Origin of the sequence: Hymenobacter negativus (assembly GCF_016056375.1) — a bacterium.
Taxonomy (GTDB): domain Bacteria; phylum Bacteroidota; class Bacteroidia; order Cytophagales; family Hymenobacteraceae; genus Hymenobacter; species Hymenobacter negativus_A.
Map to the genome: position 1 here is coordinate 274,279 of NZ_JAEDAE010000005.1, position 15,883 is coordinate 290,161.

The window sequence follows — 15,883 nt, forward strand, 5'->3', positions numbered from 1 at the left end:
AACCATGCAGTCATAGTAACATCAGCAACGACGAGACGCAAAATGTTGCGTCTCTACATCATTCAACCATGTCAATCATATTCCTGCTTATCGGCATCAGCTTGTTGGTGGCGCTCACGTTTCTGGGGGCGTTTTTCTGGGCCGTGCGCTCGGGGCAATACGAGGACGACTACACGCCCGCCGTTCGGATGCTGTTTGAGGAAGAAACGGAACCGGATATTCCGCCCGGCGGTTCGGCTGCCTGACATCAATCACGCCGTCGACCTGACTTTTGTCAGCTTTTCGATGCCAGCGCACCGGGACCTTTGGGGTACTAAAAATCCAATTCCCCCTTTATGCAGGCCGAACCGCTAGCTCCCGTTGCTGCCCCGCGCGCGCCCCTGATTCCAAGCGCTGTGAACCGGGCCGTTGACACTTTTTTTTACGACAACAAGATTGTTCGCAACTTCGGCATTGCCACCGTTATCTGGGGCATTATCGGCATGGCGGTGGGCGTGCTGGCCGCTTTCGAGCTGGCCCGGCCCGAGGTGAACATGGGCACGGCCTACACCACCTTCGGCCGCATCCGGCCGCTGCACACCAACGCGGTGATTTTCGCCTTCGTCGGCAACGGCATTTTTACTGGCGTTTACTACTCCTTGCAGCGCCTGTGCAAGACCCGGATGTTCTCCGACGTTCTTAGCAAAATCCACTTCTGGGGCTGGCAGCTGATTATCCTGTCGGCAGTGGCTACGCTGCCGCTGGGCTTCACCACGAGCAAGGAATACGCCGAGCTGGAATGGCCGATTGACATCGCCATCACCCTGATTTGGGTGGTGTTCGGCTGGAATATGTTTGGCACGATTGCCCGGCGGCGCGAGCGGCACCTGTACGTGGGCATCTGGTTTTACATCGCCACGTTCCTCACGGTGGCCGTGTTGCACCTCGTCAACTCGGCCGAAGTGCCCGTGAGCTGGCTCAAAAGCTACTCGGCCTATGCCGGCGTGCAGGATGCGCTGGTGCAGTGGTGGTACGGCCACAACGCGGTGGCCTTCTTCCTCACCACGCCCTACCTGGGCCTGATGTACTACTTCATGCCGAAGGCAGCCGAGCGGCCCATCTACTCCTACCGCCTGAGCATCATTCACTTCTGGTCGCTGATTTTCATTTACATCTGGGCCGGACCGCACCACTTGCTCTACACCGCCCTGCCCGACTGGGCCCAGAGCCTGGGCGTGGCCTTCAGCATCATGCTGATTGCGCCGAGCTGGGGCGGCATGATAAACGGCCTACTGACGCTGCGCGGCGCCTGGGACAAAGTGCGCGAGGAGCCCGTGCTCAAGTTCTTCGTGGTGGCCATCACGGCCTACGGCATGGCCACTTTCGAAGGCCCCATGCTCTCGCTGAAAAATGTGAATGCCATTGCGCACTTTACCGACTGGATTGTGGCGCACGTGCATGTGGGCGCGCTGGGCTGGAACGGCTTCCTCACCTTCGGGATGCTGTACTGGCTGTGGCCGCGCCTCTACAAAACGCCGCTTTTCTCGAAGAAACTGGCCACCACGCACTTCTGGCTGGGCACGCTGGGCATCCTCTTCTACGCCATTCCCATGTACTGGGCGGGCTTCACGCAGGGCCTGATGTGGAAGCAGTTCAACGGCGAGGGCATGCTGCAATACCCCAACTTCCTCGAAACCGTGCTGCAGCTGGTGCCCATGTACTACCTGCGCGGCATCGGCGGGGTGCTCTACCTCAGCGGCGTGTTTTTGTTGATGTACAACCTGTATAAGACGGCCCAGGCCGGCACGCTGTTGGCCAACGAAAAGGCCCAGGCCCCGGCGCTGCTGCCCGAAGCCCAGGACCCGCACGTGCAACCCGGCCACTGGCACCGCTGGCTCGAGCGCCGGCCCTTCCAGCTGGCCGTGGGCGCCACAGTGGCCATTGCCATCGGCGGAGCGGTGGAGATGATTCCGACTTTCTTGGTGAAGTCGAACGTGCCCACCATTGCCTCGGTGAAGCCTTACCGGGCGCTGGAATTGCAAGGCCGCGACCTCTACATCAAGGAAGGCTGCTCGAACTGCCACACCCAGATGGTGCGCCCCTTCCGCTCCGAAACCGAGCGCTACGGCGAGTACAGCAAAGCCGGCGAATACGTGTACGACCGGCCCTTCCTATGGGGCAGTAAGCGCACCGGACCCGATTTGCAGCGCGTGGGCCAGAAATACCCCAATTCCTGGCACTACAACCACATGTTGGACCCCACCAGCATGTCGCCCGGCTCCATCATGCCGCCCTACCCGTGGCTGTTCGAGAATACCATCGATTACAGCACGCTGCCCAACAAAATCCGGGTGCTGCAAGGCTTGAACACGCCCTATCCCGCCGGCTTCGATAAACTGGCCGTGGCCGATGCGCAAGCCCAGGCGCGGGGCATCGTGGCCGAGCTGAAAAAGGAGGACATCGAGGTGAAATCGGACAAGGAAATCGTGGCCCTGATTGCCTACCTCCAGCGCTTAGGCACCGACATCAAGGTGAAACAGTAGCGTGGACTTTTAGTCCGCGACCTCTCCACGACCTCAACATTCGCGGACTAAAAGTCCGCGCTACAACCATGGACAAGAACGTTTTGCAATCCATTGCCGGGATAGAAATCTACCCGCTTATCTCGCTGGGCATCTTCGTGCTCTTCTTCCTGGGGCTGCTGGTGTATGTGCTGCTGAGCAGCCGCCAGCACCTGCGCACCATGAGCGAGCTGCCCCTGCTCGACGACGAGGCAACTATCCAATCAACCCTAAACCACGACGTGTTATGCTAACCACCCGCACCCTCTCGCTGACTTTCCTGGGCCTGCTCACCAGCTTCGCGGCCGCCGCCCAATCCGCTACCCCAAACGAGGCTCCCAACTCAACTACTGTGCTGAGCTGGGTGGTGTGGTGGGCCGCCGGCGTGGTGCTGCTGATGGCCGTCGTGACCGCCGGTTCGGTGACTTCGGCCGCCAGGTACCGGTACGCAGCACAGCAGGCCGAGCCGGAAGCCACTGCCGCCCCTGAAGCCGCTCCCGCCATCGCGCCCAGCCAGGCCGTGCCTGTTGCAGCTGCGCTGGTTGAGGCCGCGCCGGTCAAAACTGCCACCCAGGAAGAGGTTTACGCATGATACGCCCCCACCAATTGCTACTGGGGGTTGGGGCGGTGCTATTGACTGCCCGCCCCGCCCTGGCCCAGGCGGCCGAAGCCAACGCGCTGTCAAGCCCCGATTCGCAACGAACCATGCTCTGGTTTGTGCTGAGCACGCTGGTGCTGGTACTGATGGTGTTTTTGCTGCTCTTCGTGGCCGTGATTGCCTGGCTGCGGCCGCAGCTGCGCCAGCTTTACGCCCTGCCCACGGTGCACGACACCTGGAGCGGCCGCGTACTAGGCCTGCTGGTAGGCGATGCCCGCCTAGTGCAGGGCGACGTGCGCGACGAGCTAATGGACCACGAATACGACGGCATCCACGAGTTCGACAACGACCTGCCGCCGTGGTGGAAGTACAGCTTCTACGCCACCATCGTCTTCGCCATCGGCTACGTTACGTATTACCACGTCCTCAAAACCGGCCAATTGCAAGGGGCCGAATACGCGGCCGAGATGCAGCAGGCCGCCCTGCTCATCGCCGCCACCCCCGACGACCCCAACCAGCTCACCACCTACCAGCCCCTGCTGGTACCGGCCGAGCTGAGCAGCGGCAAGGCCATTTTTGCCACCAACTGCGCGCCCTGCCACGGGGCCGGCGGCGAGGGCAAAGTAGGCCCCAACCTGACCGACGAATTCTGGCTGCACGGCGGCGAGGTAAACCACGTCTACAAAACCATCAAGTTCGGCGTGAACGGCAAGGGCATGGTGGCCTGGAAAGGCAAGCTCTCGGGCAAACAGATTCTGCAGGTGGCCTCCTACGTGCTTAGCCTGCAAGGCACCAAGCCCGCCAACGCCAAGCCCCCACAGGGGGAGAAGGAAGCACCAGGCAAGCCGGTAGCGAAGCTGTAACGCTATACCCCACCCCCCGGCCCCCTCTCCTTGGGGAGACGGGGGGCCAAACGACAAACAGAAGAAATCACCAAAAAGACCTTCGCCGCTCTGGCTCCTCCTCTCCCCAAGGAGAGGGGGCCGGGGGGTGAGGTGAACGCCAAAACAATGCCCGCCACCCAATTCAAGCCCGACGACTCGTACCGCGACTCCATTGCCACGATAAGTGCGGCGGGCGAGCGAGTGTGGCTCTACCCCAAGAAGCCCGCCGGCCGCCTCTACCGCTACCGCAAGGCGCTGAGCTACGGCTTTCTGGCGTTGCTGTTTGCCGGGCCGTGGCTGCGCATCCACGAGCTGCCGGTGCTGCTGCTCAACCTGCCAGCCCGGCGCTTCATCATCTTCGGGCAGATTTTCTGGCCCCAGGATTTTTTTATTCTGCTGCTGGCCACGCTCACGTTTCTGGTGTTCATCATCGTATTCACGGTGGTGTACGGGAGGGTGTTTTGCGGCTGGGTATGCCCCCAAACCATCTTTCTGGAGATGGTATTCCGCCGCATCGAGTACTGGCTGGAAGGCGACGCGCCCCAACAAAAAGCCCTCGACCGCCGCGCGCTGGACTTCGACAAGTTCTGGCGCAAAACCACCAAGCACGCGCTGTTTCTTGGCGTCTCGTTTTTAATTGCCAACACTTTTCTGGCCTACATCATCGGCACGGAGGAATTGGCTAAAATCATCACCGATTCGCCCACGGCCCACCTGGGCGGGCTGGCGGCGCTCACGGTTTTCACCGGACTGTTCTACGCGGTGTTTGCGCGGTTTCGGGAGCAGGTGTGCACCATTGTGTGCCCGTATGGCCGCTTGCAGGGCGTTTTGCTTGACAAGGACAGCCTCGTGGTGGCCTACGACTACCAACGCGGCGAACCCCGCGAAAAGCTGCGCAAAAACCAGCTGCGCACCGCCGGCGACTGCATCGACTGCCACCAGTGCGTGCAGGTGTGCCCCACGGGTATCGACATCCGCAACGGCGCCACCCAGCTCGAATGCACCAACTGCACGGCCTGCATTGACGCCTGCAACAACATCATGGCCCTGATTGAGAAGCCGCCGGGCCTCATCCGCCACGCGTCGGTCAATGGCATTGCCGAGGGCACCAAATTCCGCCTCACCGGCCGCGTAAAGGCGCTTTCCGGCGTGCTGGCTTTCCTGCTGATTGTGCTCACCGGCCTGCTGGTGTCGCGCTCCAACGTGGCGGCTACGGTGCTGCGCACGCCGGGCCAGCTGTTCCAGAAAACCGACCACGGCACCATCACCAACCTCTACAATATCTCGGTCATCAACAAAACCAACCAGCCCTACCCCCTCACGCTGCGCCTGCTGGAACCGGCGCAGGGCACCATTTCCCTGGTCAGCACCACCCGGCTTTCGCTGCCCGCCCAGGGCATTGCCGAGGGCGTGTTTTTCGCCGAACTGCCCCGCGCTGCGTTGCACCACACCAACCAGAAAATCCGCATCGGCCTGTTCAGCGGCGCCACACTGGTGGCGGAGGCGAGCACGAAGTTTCTGGGGCCGGTACAGTGATTTTTTGAATAAAGCAGCCCGTCATGACTCCCACCAAACCCCGCACCATCTGGCCCTACGCCGTTATTGCCGTGTTCGTGCTCTTTGCCGGCTATATCGGCTTTATGGTGCAGCAGGCCATGCGCACGAGCGTCGACCTCGTGAGCCCCGACTACTACAAGCAGGAGCTGGCCTACCAGCAGCGGATGGAATCGGTGGCGCGCACCGCCGCCCTACCCGCGCCCGTGCAGCTGCACCACGATGCCGCCGCTCAGCGCCTCACGCTGCAGCTGCCCGCCACCCTGGCCGGCCAAGCGGTGCGGGGCAGCCTCCACTTTTTCCGCCCTTCCGACCAGAAGCTGGACTTCACCCTGCCGCTGCAAACCGGCCCGGACCAGCAGTTCAGCACCGCCAAAATGCGGCCCGGCTACTGGCGCGTGCGGGTCGATTTCACGGCCGACAACCAGGCTTATTTCGTCGAGAAAGAGCTAATTATTCGCTAAAAACATGCTTTGGGCTGGCTTTTTATTCGGGTTGCTGGGCAGTTTTCACTGCGTGGGCATGTGCGGCGCCATTGCGCTGGCGCTGCCCGGGCCGGCGGCCGGCACCAGCCGGTTCCGTTACGTGAGCGGCCGCCTGCTCTACAACCTGGGCCGGGCCACCACCTACGCCGCGCTGGGCGCGGGCGCGGGCCTGCTGGGCCAGGGGCTGCGGCTGGCGGGCGTGCAGCAGGGGCTGTCCATTGCCTCAGGCGTGCTGATTTTGTTGCTGGTAGCGGTGCCGGAGCGCCACACGGCGCGGCTGGCGGGCCTGCTGGGTTTTGGCCGGCCATTGGGCTGGGTGAAGAACACACTGGGGCAGTTGTTTCAGCAGTCGGCCCTGCCAGCGCTATTTGCCACCGGGCTGCTCAATGGCCTGCTACCCTGCGGGCTGGTGTACTTGGCGCTGGCCGGGGCCCTGAGCGCGCCGGGCGTGGCGGGCGCGGCGGCTTACATGGCCCTGTTTGGCCTGGGCACGCTGCCGCTGATGCTGGGCCTCTCGCTGAGCGGGCAGTTGGTGCCGCTGGTGTGGCGCGGGCGCATGCGGCAGGCTGTGCCCTACGCGGCTTCGGTGCTGGCGGTGCTGTTCATCGTGCGTGGGCTAGGGCTGGGCATTCCTTATCTGAGCCCGCAACTAGCGGCCCCGGCCGTGGCGGCCGGGCCTCAGCCGACTACCGTTCATTACTGTCATTGAAGCACTTACAGAACATATTCAACTGCTCACAAAGCAGCTTTTCAATCACCTAACCCGGCATTCTGCGCTGCCAAAACCGCTTCCCGCTGTTCCATGAAAACCATTCTCGTTCCCCTCGACCACACCGCCGCCACCGAAGCCACCCTTGCCTACGCCAACAAGCTGGCCGTGCGCTGGCCGGCCGAGATTGTGCTGCTCTACTGCCAGCCCCTGGACGTGGTCACCAGCCTCGAAGCCCGGGAGCAGCACCTGCAGAGCCTGGTGGAGCGCCTGCGCTACCAGCAGCTCACCCGGCAGGACGGCCGCCGCATCCGCTACCACTACCGGGTGCTGGCCGGCTGCCTGCACGACCACATCCGCGCCGAGGCTACCCGCTGCGCCGCCGACCTCGTGGTGATGGGCCTGGAGCACATCGACTGCGGCCGGCAGGAAGCCCCTGGCAACCACGCCGCCGCCCTCACCGAACTGGTGGCCTGCCCCGTGCTGGTGGTGCCGCCCGGCCGCCGCGCCCTGCCCCAGCGCCTGGTGTTCCTGGCCGATTTTGGCGCCCTCAACCCCACCGTGCTGCCCCGCTTGGCCACGCTGGAAAGCGCTTTCCCAATGGCCCCACTCGACTTGGTGCAGTTCTACGCGCCGGCCCAGCGGCCGCAGCGGCGCAGCCTGCGCCAGGGCGTGGCCAAAGCCGCCGCCCAGCTGGCCTGGACGGCGCCCAGCGCCCTACACCTGCTCGAAGACGACGCCCCGCTGGAAGGCATCAGCGAGTTCTGCGCCCATATTCAGGCCCAGCTGCTGGTGATTGCGCCCGCCAGCCCGGCCCAGCTGCTGCGCTATTTCGATGCCTGCTACACCACCACGCGGGCCTACCACACCCAGATTCCGGTGCTGGTGCTGCGCGCCGCCGAGCGCCAGCCCGCCGTGCAGTGCTGCGACAAATGCGCCGAGCGCCTGGCCCGGCAGGCGGCCCCGGCCGGGGCCACGGCCGCTGCCGGTAGCCGCGCCGCCTACCACGGCGTGAACTGGGTATAGTCGCCGCCCCCGCCGGTTTTCTCTTCTTGTTTTTTGCTGATTTCACTTATGGAACCCTCCGTTTTACAACCCCAAACCCTCCCTGCTGCTGCGCCGCGCGCTATGGTTGAGCAGTGGATGCGGCAGTTTCAGGACTGGCTGTGCCACCGCCTTGAAGCCGCCGACGGCAGCGGCCACCGCTTCGTGCCCGAAGACTGGACCCACGCGGGCGGGGGCGGCGGCTGTACCCGTGTGCTGCAGCACGGCAACATTCTGGAAAAGGGCGGCGTGGCCTTCTCGGCCGTGTGGGGCGAGATGAGCGAGGCCGCTGCCCGCCAGCTGCTCATGCCCGACCGCCGCTACTTTGCCACCGGTGTGAGCGTGGTGCAACACCCGCGCAGCCCCCGCGTGCCCATCTCGCACATGAACGTGCGCTACTTTGAGGCCGGCAATGGCGAAGCCTGGTTTGGCGGCGGGCTCGATTTGACCCCGATTTACGTGGATGCGCTGCAGGCCCGCTGGTTTCATGAGCAGCTGTGGGAGGTGTGTCAGCGCCATAATCCCGACTATTACCCGCGCTTCAAGGCCTGGGCCGATGACTACTTCTACCTGCCCCACCGCCAGGAAACGCGGGGCGTGGGCGGCCTCTTTTTCGACCGCCTCACGGTGGGGCGCGACGGTCTGTTTGAGGAATTGTTTGCCTTCGTGCAGGACGTGGGCGAGCTGTACGGCCGCACCTACAGCGCCATCATGCGCCAGAACGCCGCCCTGCCCTACACCGAGCGCGAGCAGCAGTGGCAGCGCGTGCGCCGGGGCCGCTACGCCGAGTTCAACCTGGCCATCGACCGGGGCACGCGGTTCGGCCTCGAAACCGGGGGCCGCACCGAATCCATCCTCATGAGCCTGCCCCCACAGGCCGACTGGCACTACAACCTCGCCCCCGAGGCCGCCTCGCCCGAGGCTGCCTCGCAGCAGTGGCTGCGCCCGGGCATCGACTGGCTGGCCGTGGGCGCAGACGGGGTGGCGGCTTAGGCGGGCACCACCGTCAAGCGCACCGGAGCCGGCGTGAGGGGGATGGGCTTTTGGCCTGGCTGCGGGGCTGGCACCGCGGTGGACACCCACCCCACGCCCCAAGCCGCCGAAACCGTGGACGACACAAAAACCAGTTGCAAATGGTCGGCTGAAACTTGCATACGCCTGGCAGGGAGCTTTTGAACTCCTGCATTAATGGATAAAACAGCCCGATTTTGCGCGGCCCCAGCCCGTCAGCTGACTGGGCCTCAGGGTGCGCAATCAGCCGCGTGAGTACAGCCCTAAAGCTGCCTCATCCACCCGTGATGTTCCATAACCAGCATCACACCAAAAGCTGATTTTTATCACTTTTTCCAGTCGATGACTGGTTGAAGCCGGGCGGCGGTAGTGGTTCAGCCGGCCACACCGTCCGGCGCTCAGTCGCGCGGGTGGGCCGAGAGCAGCAGCACCGGCACCTTGGTGTAGCGCAGCACATGGTCAATCACGCTGCCGCTGACCAGCTTGTGCATCCAGCCGTGGCCCTGGTCCAGCAGCACCAGCAGGTCGGCGTTCAGGTCGTGCACCGCCTGCAACACCCCTGACGCGGGCAGCTCACTTCGCACCGGGCGCAGCTCGCGGCCGGGTGCGGCAGCCGCTAGCCCGCACGCCTGCGCCGCCGCAAAGCCAGCCCCAGTGCCGGCCGGAGCCCCCGGCGGCTGCACCGTCACGGGCAGAATTTCGCAATCCAGGGCATGGAGCACCGGAATTACGGCCGTGGCGGCGGGCTCCAGCCAGAAGGCCTGGTCGGCCTCAAGGGCCAGCACCACGCGGCGGGGCGGGTGCATGGCGGCATCGGGCAGGTGCTCGGGCACGAGCAGCAGCGGAAAGTTGGTTTGGCGCACCAGGGGCAGGGTGCGGTTGCTCAGCCACTCGTCGAGGTAGCCGCTGGTGGCCGTGAGGCCGGACACCAGCAGCAGCGGGTGGTGCTGGCTGAGGGCTTGCTCGATGGCGCTGGGCCAGTCGGCTTCCAGCAGCTCGGCGGTGGCGTGCACGGGCAGGGCATTGGCCACCTGCTGCAGGCTGCGCCGGGTAGCAGGCACGTACTGCTCGTCGAGCACGGGCAATACCGTGCCGTATTCGCTGACGATGGGCTGCGGCAGGAAAACGTGTATCAGGTGCAGGTCGGCCTTGAGGGGCGTGGCCAGGGCCGCCGCGTACACCCGGGCGCGCTCGGCCGCGAGCGAAAAATCGGTGAGGACAACGAAGTTGGGTTGCATAGCTTAAAGGAAGAAAAGGCGGCAGGGCAGCGGAGTCGATACTCCCGCAGGATTTTAGCTCATGCTGGGCATCCAGTCGGGCAGTTCGGAGGCTTCGGCGGGCAGCAGCAGCACGGGCACGGGCGTGTGGCGCAGCACCTGGGCCGTGACGCTGCGGTGGAACAGCCGACCCAAAAAGCTGCGCGTGCGGGCGATGAGCACCAACAGGTCGATGCGCGGGCCGTAGAGCGCCTCCACAATGCCGGTGGCCGGACTAGGATGGTGCGACTCCTGCAGCACCAGCGACGTGGCGGGCGGCAGCAGGTGGCTGGCCCGCACATCGGCCAGGGCCATGCGGCTGGACAGGGCCAGCGGCTCGGGGGCGGACGTGACGTGCACCACGGTGTAGGAGGCATGCCAGGCCGCCATGAGCGGGGCCAGGGCCCGGGCAGCGGCACTAAGCCGGAAGGGCTCGGCATCGACGGCGATGACTACGCGGCGCGGCAGGCGGGGCTCGGGCGCGTCTTCGGGCACCAGCAGCAAGGGGCGGTGGGTGGCGCGCAGCGCGGGCAGGGCGCGGTTGCGCAGCAGGTGGTCGAGCAGGGTGTGCTCCTCGCTCAGGCCCAGGGCCAGCAGCAGCGGGTGATGCTGGTGCACGGCGGCCGCCACGGCTTCGGCCAGGGGCTCGTGGGTGATGGTGACGCCGGTAGGCGTGGCCAGCTGTTGGCCCAGGGCTTCCAGGGCCTCAGCAGTTTCGGCCTGGCTTTCTTGAGCGTAGATACTGGCCAGGGTTGCCGGCTCGGGGTCCGACTCCGGGCCCTGGTAGAGATGCAGCAGCTCGAGCTGGGCCCGGAGCGGCGCCCCCAGCACGGCCGCCCACCGCGTGGCCTGCGCTGCCGAATCCGACAGATTGGCGAGTACCAGAACAGAAGGATTCATGACCGTGAACCGAAAAGAAATGACGTTTAAACACTGCGCACGCCCCTGCCCGGGCTACTCCTCGGCGGGCAGCACCAGCACTGGGACGGGGCTTTCCTGAATGAGCTGCGCCGTGACGCTGCGGTGGAACAAGCCGCCCAGCAGGCTGTGCCGCCGGGCCACCACCACCAGCATATCGGCTTCCATGTCGGCGGCCTGCTGCAGCACGCCCCCCACCACGGTGGGCTGCTGCATGTGGTGCACTCGGTGGGCTTCTACCTCCTGCAGCATGCCGCGCGGATAGATGCCGGCCAGCACGTCCGGCGCATCGTCCGGCGCGGCTTCGGTGGCCACGTGCACCACGTCGAGCGTGCCTTGGTTGGCCCGGAGCAGGCGGCTTAGCAGCTGATGGGTTTCGGGCAGCTTGAAGGGCTGGCCATCCACGGCCAGCAGCAGCCGGCGGGGCGGGCGCACGTCCCAGCTCACGGTGGGTACTACCAGCAGCGGAAAGGGCGCGTGCCGCAGCAGGTCCATGGCCGTGTTGGTCACAATTTCGGCCGGCATGGTGGCCGAGCCGGGACGGCCCAGCACCAGCAGCAGCGGATGGTGGCGGCGCACCACGTCTTCCACCGCTTCGGGCAGAAAATCCTCCGAGATGTCTACTTCGGTGGGCACGTCCTGGCCGGCGGCCAGGTGCTGCAACTGCCTGGCCGTTTGCCGCTCGGTGCTGGTGGTGTGGTGGCTGTATTCGGCCGGGGCCAGCAGGCCGTCGCGGCGCACGTGCAGCAGCACCAGGTGGGCGTGCAGCGGCACCGCCAGCCCGGCCGCGTAGGAGAGCGTGCGGTTGGAAACCGCAAAAAAATCGGTGAGGACGACGAGGGCAGGCGAATGTTTCATGGCCAGAAAAAAAGCAAGCGAAGTAAGAGAAAACAGGCAGCGCCCGGCTAGCGAAAGCCGCCGCCGGAAACGAGCCGGCAGGCCGAAACCGGCGGCTTGGCGGCGCTAAGCCGAACGGCGGGCGTTGGCTTCCAGGCGCCAGCCCAGCAGGGTTAGCACCCCGGCCAGCAGCACCGAACACAGGAGAAGTAGCGGTTGCATAGGCAGCACTCTTGAGGCGGAGAAAACGAGTTGGGATTGAGCGGGTGGCCATTCAAATATCAAGAAGTCGCACCCTCGCCGCCGTGATGTTAATCGCCTTACAGCATGATTTTTATCATAAACCAGACAGTAGCGAAACCCGGGCTAGGGCCGCAGGCCGAAAAGGGCCTGGCGCAGCGATTCGTCGCGGTGGTACACATCGGCCATGAAGCGGAGCCGGCCGTTTTCGGCGGTGCAGGTGGCGTAGCGCACGTACAGGGGCAGCGGGCGGTTCAGGCGCACATCGCGCGGGCGCGGCATCTCGGCGCACTCATCTTCGGTGGGCAGCTGCACGGGGCGGCCTTCGCGGCGCAACAGGTAGGCGGCCAGTAGCATGGGGTTCTGCAGCCGGATGCAGCCGTGGCTGAGGGCCCGGCCGGCCGACTTGAACAGCGCCCGCGCCGGCGTGTCGTGCAGGTACACAGAGTACGGATTGGCAAAGCGAAATACGATGTTGCCCAATGCATTATCGCAGCAGGCCGACTGCCGGACGGTGTAATTGAAGTTCTCCTCCGTGACATTGGCCCAGTTGATGTGCCAGGGGTTGCGGCCCCGGCCCTGGGCATCGGTGAGGCGGTAGTTGTTGCGGTACAGGTAGCCGGGGTCCTTCTTGAGGCGGGGCAGGATTTCCTTGATGGCAATGGACTGCGGCACGTGCCAGTCGGGGGCCAGCGTGAAGTGGCTAAGGCGGCTGCTGAGCGTGGGCGTGGGGGTTTCGGGCTTGCCCACCACCACGCGGTGGCGCCGCTGCACCGAGTCGCGGGCAATGACCTCCAGTTCGTAAGCGGGCAGATTGATGAGAATGTATTCGGCCTCCGGCGGGATGTCGTCCCAGCGCCAGCGTTCCAGGTTCAGGGCCACCTGCTCGTACTGCGCCCGGCGCCGGGCCGCCGAGTCGGGCGGCACCGGGGCGGCCAGCCACTGCGCCAGTGCCTGCTGCAGCTGGCGGTACTCGCGGTTGGCGGGCTGGCTGGCCTGCAGGGCGGCGGGCACGTTGTGGCCGGCCAGCGCGGCACGCAGCACCGGAGCCGGCTGCCCGGCCGGCCCGGCGGCCTTCTCCCCTGCCGATGCCGTGTAGGGCCGCAGCCGCCCGCGCCGCAAGTCGCGCAGGAAGGCCAGCACCGCGTCGCTGAGGTACACTTCGAGGCGGGCCTGCTGGGCGAGCGCCGGATGCCGGGTGCGGCCCACCGAGTCGCGCAGGGCCCGCAGCTGGTTGAGGCGGTAGTCGTCGGCGCTCAGGCCGTGCTCGGCGGCGCGGGCCAGCAGGGCCAGGGCCGCACTGGTGTTGAGGCTATCGGGGACGGTGCCCCAGGCCGGCGCATAGTCGGCCCCGAAGAATGCCCGCACGGCAGCCCCGGCCTGCAGGCCCCGGGACTCGTCGGCGGCGCGCAGGCTGCCGGCGGCTGTCGTGTCGAGCAGGGCCTGAATGTAGTGGGCCACGGACTCGGTGGGTGGTGGGCTGGCGGGTTTGGTAACGGCTGGAGCTGGCGGTAGCACCTCCCAACTTGGCACAAAGCCGCCACTTGGGGCCGTCAGGGCCAGGCACAGACAAACCGGCAGGGAGCGAAGGGCAGCCATCGGAAACAGCAGGCATAATTCTTTATAATAGTAATTAATATATATTTCTTAAACAAATAAGCGCTGGGCTTTCAGGCCGGGGCCGGAGATGAAGTATAAGGCCAACCTCGCCCTGCGGAACATGATAAAAATCAGGCGTTTTTACCGACTTATTATAGCTGACCGGCATAACGCAGGCCGGTTATTTGTCCTGCTCACTTTCCCCAGCCTTCTCCGCTTATGACGGCCTCCCTGCTCATCCTCACCGATTTTTTCCAGGCGGCCAACCAAGCGCTGGACTACGCCACCAACCTGGCCCGGCCGCTGCACGCGCGCCTGGTGCTGCTGCACGTGCGCCGCGATTCTGCGCTCGACCCGGAAGCCCTCACGGGCAATTTCTCGAACTTAAGCAAGGAAGCCGTGGCGCTGGCCCTCAGCAGCGTGGCGCGCGGCCTGCCTGTGCCCGTGGTGGCCGAAGTGGGCTACGGCCGCGTGGAAGTGGCCGTGGCCGATGCCGTGGCCCGGCACCACCCCGCCCTGATAGTGCTGGGCCGCCCCGACCACTCCGACCTGCCCGATGAACTGGTGCAAACCACCTCGCTGGAACTGCTGCGCCACTCCCCCTACCCCATGCTGGTAGTGCCCCACCTGATGATGACCAGCAGCGCCACTCCCCGGCGCGTGCTGATGGCCGTGGACGGGGAGCCCTTTAGCTTGGGCGCGCACGCCGGCACCATGCAGGAAATCTTCACGAAGCTGAAGGCCGAGGTGACCGTGCTGAACGTATCGGCCGGCCGCCACGAGCTGGACCCCGCCGCCCTGGAATCGGTGCGGCAAACCGGCCTTCTGCTCGACCTGGCCCCGGCGCACGCCCGCACCGTCACCAATGCCAACCCCGTCCGGGGCATTCTGCAGGTGGCCCAGCCGCACGACTTCGATTTGCTGGTGGTGGTGGCCCGCGAGCGCAGCTTCCTGGGCAAGCTGTTTCACCGCAGCGTGACGGCCCAGCTGCTGCTGGACAGCGCATTGCCCGTGCTGGTGCTGCCGGCGCAGTAGGCACCGCGGCACCTTCCGGGCATGGGGCGCGTAGTTTGCGGCTGAACCCCGCCCGTGTAGCGCCTTCCCATGCCCGCCCTCTCGCCCGACCTCCGCAAAGCCCTGCTTCAGCTGCCGCAAAAAGAAAAAGACCAGCTTCTGGCCCGCCTCGTGGCCCAGGATGCGGTGCTGACCGAACAGTTGGCCTTCCGCCTGCTCGAAGGCCCTGAAGCGCTGGAAACCCGCCGCGCGGTCCTGCGTGCTCAGGTCGACGACCCGGTGCGGGGCTTCCACCAAACACCTAACGACCTGCTGGTTATCCTACGGCAGCTGCAGGCGCGGCTGGCCTACCACGCCAAAATCACCGATGATGCCTTTGGCGAAGCCGAGCTCAGCTGGCGCTTGCTGGCCAATGTGTTTCGGCACCAAGCCGCCAGCACGGCCCGGCTGCACGGCCCCACCCAGCCCCTGCTGCAGCACCTGGCCAAGCGCACCCAGGAGGCCCTCCGCCAAACCATGCGCCTGCACGAAGACTTCCACCTGGAACTTGCTGAAACCGCCAACGCCGTGCTGGCCGCGCTGTGGGAGTCGGGCGCGGCCCCGCTGGCCCGGGAGCTGGGCCTGCCGCGGGCTTTTGGCGGCTAGGGTTCGGTGTTGGGTGTTGGGTGTTGGGTGTTGGGTGTTGGGTGATGTCAATCAGAACTCAATTGCAAGTCCAATTACCGAACACCCAACACCCAAAACCCCCAACCCTACAACGCCCGAAACACGATGGGCATAGTCACGCTCACCCATACGGGCTGGCCGTGGACTTTGCCGGGCGTCCACCAGGGCATGAGGCGCACGAGGCGCAGGGCTTCTTCGTCGAGGCCGCTGCCCAGGCCGCGCACCACGCGCGGGTCGTGCAGGTGGCCGGCCGGGTCCACGGTGAAGGTGACGTGGACTTTGCCCGACAGGCTGCGGTCGAGAGCAGCGGCGGGGTATTTTATCTTGCTGACAAGGAATTTAGCCAGCGCCGCATCGCCGCCGGGGAAGGCCGGCATTTCTTCGGCAGTGAAATAAACCGTAGGAGCCGCCGGGGCGGCGGTCCCGCCGTCAGTTTGGGCCGGCACGTCTGCCGAAGCCGTCTGGGCCCGGGCCAAACCACTGGCCGCCGCACTCAATCCAGCAATCAGCATGAAACGGCAAAGCATA

At 65.3% G+C, this 15,883-nt stretch carries 18 protein-coding genes; 12 read left to right on the forward strand and 6 right to left on the reverse strand.

Annotated elements, in window-relative coordinates; translation table 11 throughout:
• Positions 1–68: 68 nt before the first annotated feature.
• The 10 genes from ccoS (at position 69) to hemF (ending at position 8,807) form a co-directional block, all read left to right on the forward strand.
• Positions 69–245 (forward strand): cbb3-type cytochrome oxidase assembly protein CcoS, encoded by a 177-nt coding sequence (ccoS, locus tag I7X13_RS13430; RefSeq protein ID WP_198066529.1) that lies wholly within the window; start codon positions 69–71, stop codon positions 243–245.
• A gap of 150 nt (positions 246–395) precedes the next feature.
• The gene (ccoN, locus tag I7X13_RS13435) at positions 396–2,522 is read left to right on the forward strand and encodes a cytochrome-c oxidase, cbb3-type subunit I (protein ID WP_317191575.1); all 2,127 of its coding nucleotides are present in this window, start codon (positions 396–398) and stop codon (positions 2,520–2,522) included.
• A 68-nt stretch (positions 2,523–2,590) separates the two neighbouring features.
• Complete coding sequence (locus I7X13_RS13440) at positions 2,591–2,794, forward strand: hypothetical protein (protein ID WP_198066531.1); 204 nt, start codon at positions 2,591–2,593, stop codon at positions 2,792–2,794.
• Positions 2,788–3,132, forward strand: a complete 345-nt coding sequence (locus I7X13_RS13445; RefSeq protein WP_198075891.1) for a hypothetical protein — start codon at positions 2,788–2,790, stop codon at positions 3,130–3,132. The genes I7X13_RS13440 and I7X13_RS13445 overlap by 7 nt, the downstream gene beginning before the upstream one ends.
• Positions 3,129–4,001 (forward strand): cbb3-type cytochrome c oxidase N-terminal domain-containing protein, encoded by an 873-nt coding sequence (locus I7X13_RS13450; protein WP_198075892.1) that lies wholly within the window; start codon positions 3,129–3,131, stop codon positions 3,999–4,001. Before I7X13_RS13445 ends, I7X13_RS13450 begins: the two co-directional genes overlap by 4 nt.
• 147 nt (positions 4,002–4,148) lie before the next feature.
• Complete coding sequence (ccoG, locus tag I7X13_RS13455) at positions 4,149–5,558, forward strand: cytochrome c oxidase accessory protein CcoG (protein ID WP_198075893.1); 1,410 nt, start codon at positions 4,149–4,151, stop codon at positions 5,556–5,558.
• A 23-nt stretch (positions 5,559–5,581) separates the two neighbouring features.
• Positions 5,582–6,040 (forward strand): FixH family protein, encoded by a 459-nt coding sequence (locus I7X13_RS13460; protein WP_198075894.1) that lies wholly within the window; start codon positions 5,582–5,584, stop codon positions 6,038–6,040.
• Between the two features lie 4 nt (positions 6,041–6,044).
• Positions 6,045–6,770 (forward strand): sulfite exporter TauE/SafE family protein, encoded by a 726-nt coding sequence (locus I7X13_RS13465; protein WP_198075895.1) that lies wholly within the window; start codon positions 6,045–6,047, stop codon positions 6,768–6,770.
• A 93-nt stretch (positions 6,771–6,863) separates the two neighbouring features.
• A complete protein-coding gene (locus I7X13_RS13470) occupies positions 6,864–7,796 on the forward strand; it encodes a universal stress protein (protein ID WP_198075896.1) in 933 nt (310 codons plus the stop codon).
• Positions 7,797–7,844: 48 nt separating this feature from the next.
• Entirely contained in the window at positions 7,845–8,807 is a 963-nt protein-coding gene (gene hemF / locus I7X13_RS13475; protein WP_233454783.1) for an oxygen-dependent coproporphyrinogen oxidase, read from the forward strand.
• Here the strand turns inward: hemF and I7X13_RS13480 are convergent.
• The 5 genes from I7X13_RS13480 to I7X13_RS13500 form a co-directional block, all read right to left on the reverse strand.
• Positions 8,804–8,968 carry a hypothetical protein gene (locus I7X13_RS13480; protein ID WP_198066538.1) on the reverse strand — a complete coding sequence of 55 codons (165 nt, stop codon included), beginning with the start codon at positions 8,966–8,968 and terminating at the stop codon, positions 8,804–8,806. The genes hemF and I7X13_RS13480 overlap by 4 nt on opposite strands.
• A 255-nt stretch (positions 8,969–9,223) precedes the next feature.
• A complete protein-coding gene (locus I7X13_RS13485) occupies positions 9,224–10,063 on the reverse strand; it encodes a universal stress protein (RefSeq protein ID WP_198075897.1) in 840 nt (279 codons plus the stop codon).
• Between the two features lie 54 nt (positions 10,064–10,117).
• Positions 10,118–10,981, reverse strand: a complete 864-nt coding sequence (locus I7X13_RS13490; RefSeq protein WP_198075898.1) for a universal stress protein — start codon at positions 10,979–10,981, stop codon at positions 10,118–10,120.
• A 54-nt stretch (positions 10,982–11,035) separates the two neighbouring features.
• Positions 11,036–11,857 (reverse strand): universal stress protein, encoded by an 822-nt coding sequence (locus I7X13_RS13495; protein WP_198066541.1) that lies wholly within the window; start codon positions 11,855–11,857, stop codon positions 11,036–11,038.
• A 345-nt stretch (positions 11,858–12,202) separates the two neighbouring features.
• Complete coding sequence (locus tag I7X13_RS13500) at positions 12,203–13,675, reverse strand: L,D-transpeptidase scaffold domain-containing protein (RefSeq protein WP_198066542.1); 1,473 nt, start codon at positions 13,673–13,675, stop codon at positions 12,203–12,205.
• 219 nt (positions 13,676–13,894) lie between these two features.
• Here I7X13_RS13500 and I7X13_RS13505 point away from each other — a divergent pair, with 219 nt between their 5' ends.
• Positions 13,895–14,710 carry a universal stress protein gene (locus tag I7X13_RS13505; protein WP_198075899.1) on the forward strand — a complete coding sequence of 272 codons (816 nt, stop codon included), beginning with the start codon at positions 13,895–13,897 and terminating at the stop codon, positions 14,708–14,710.
• Positions 14,711–14,779: 69 nt separating this feature from the next.
• A complete protein-coding gene (locus I7X13_RS13510) occupies positions 14,780–15,334 on the forward strand; it encodes a hypothetical protein (RefSeq protein WP_198075900.1) in 555 nt (184 codons plus the stop codon).
• A 107-nt stretch (positions 15,335–15,441) separates the two neighbouring features.
• Here I7X13_RS13510 and I7X13_RS13515 read toward each other — a convergent pair whose 3' ends face one another.
• On the reverse strand, positions 15,442–15,867 hold the full coding sequence (locus I7X13_RS13515; protein ID WP_198066545.1) for an energy transducer TonB: 426 nt from the start codon (positions 15,865–15,867) through the stop codon (positions 15,442–15,444).
• Between the last annotated feature and the right edge of the window lie 16 nt (positions 15,868–15,883).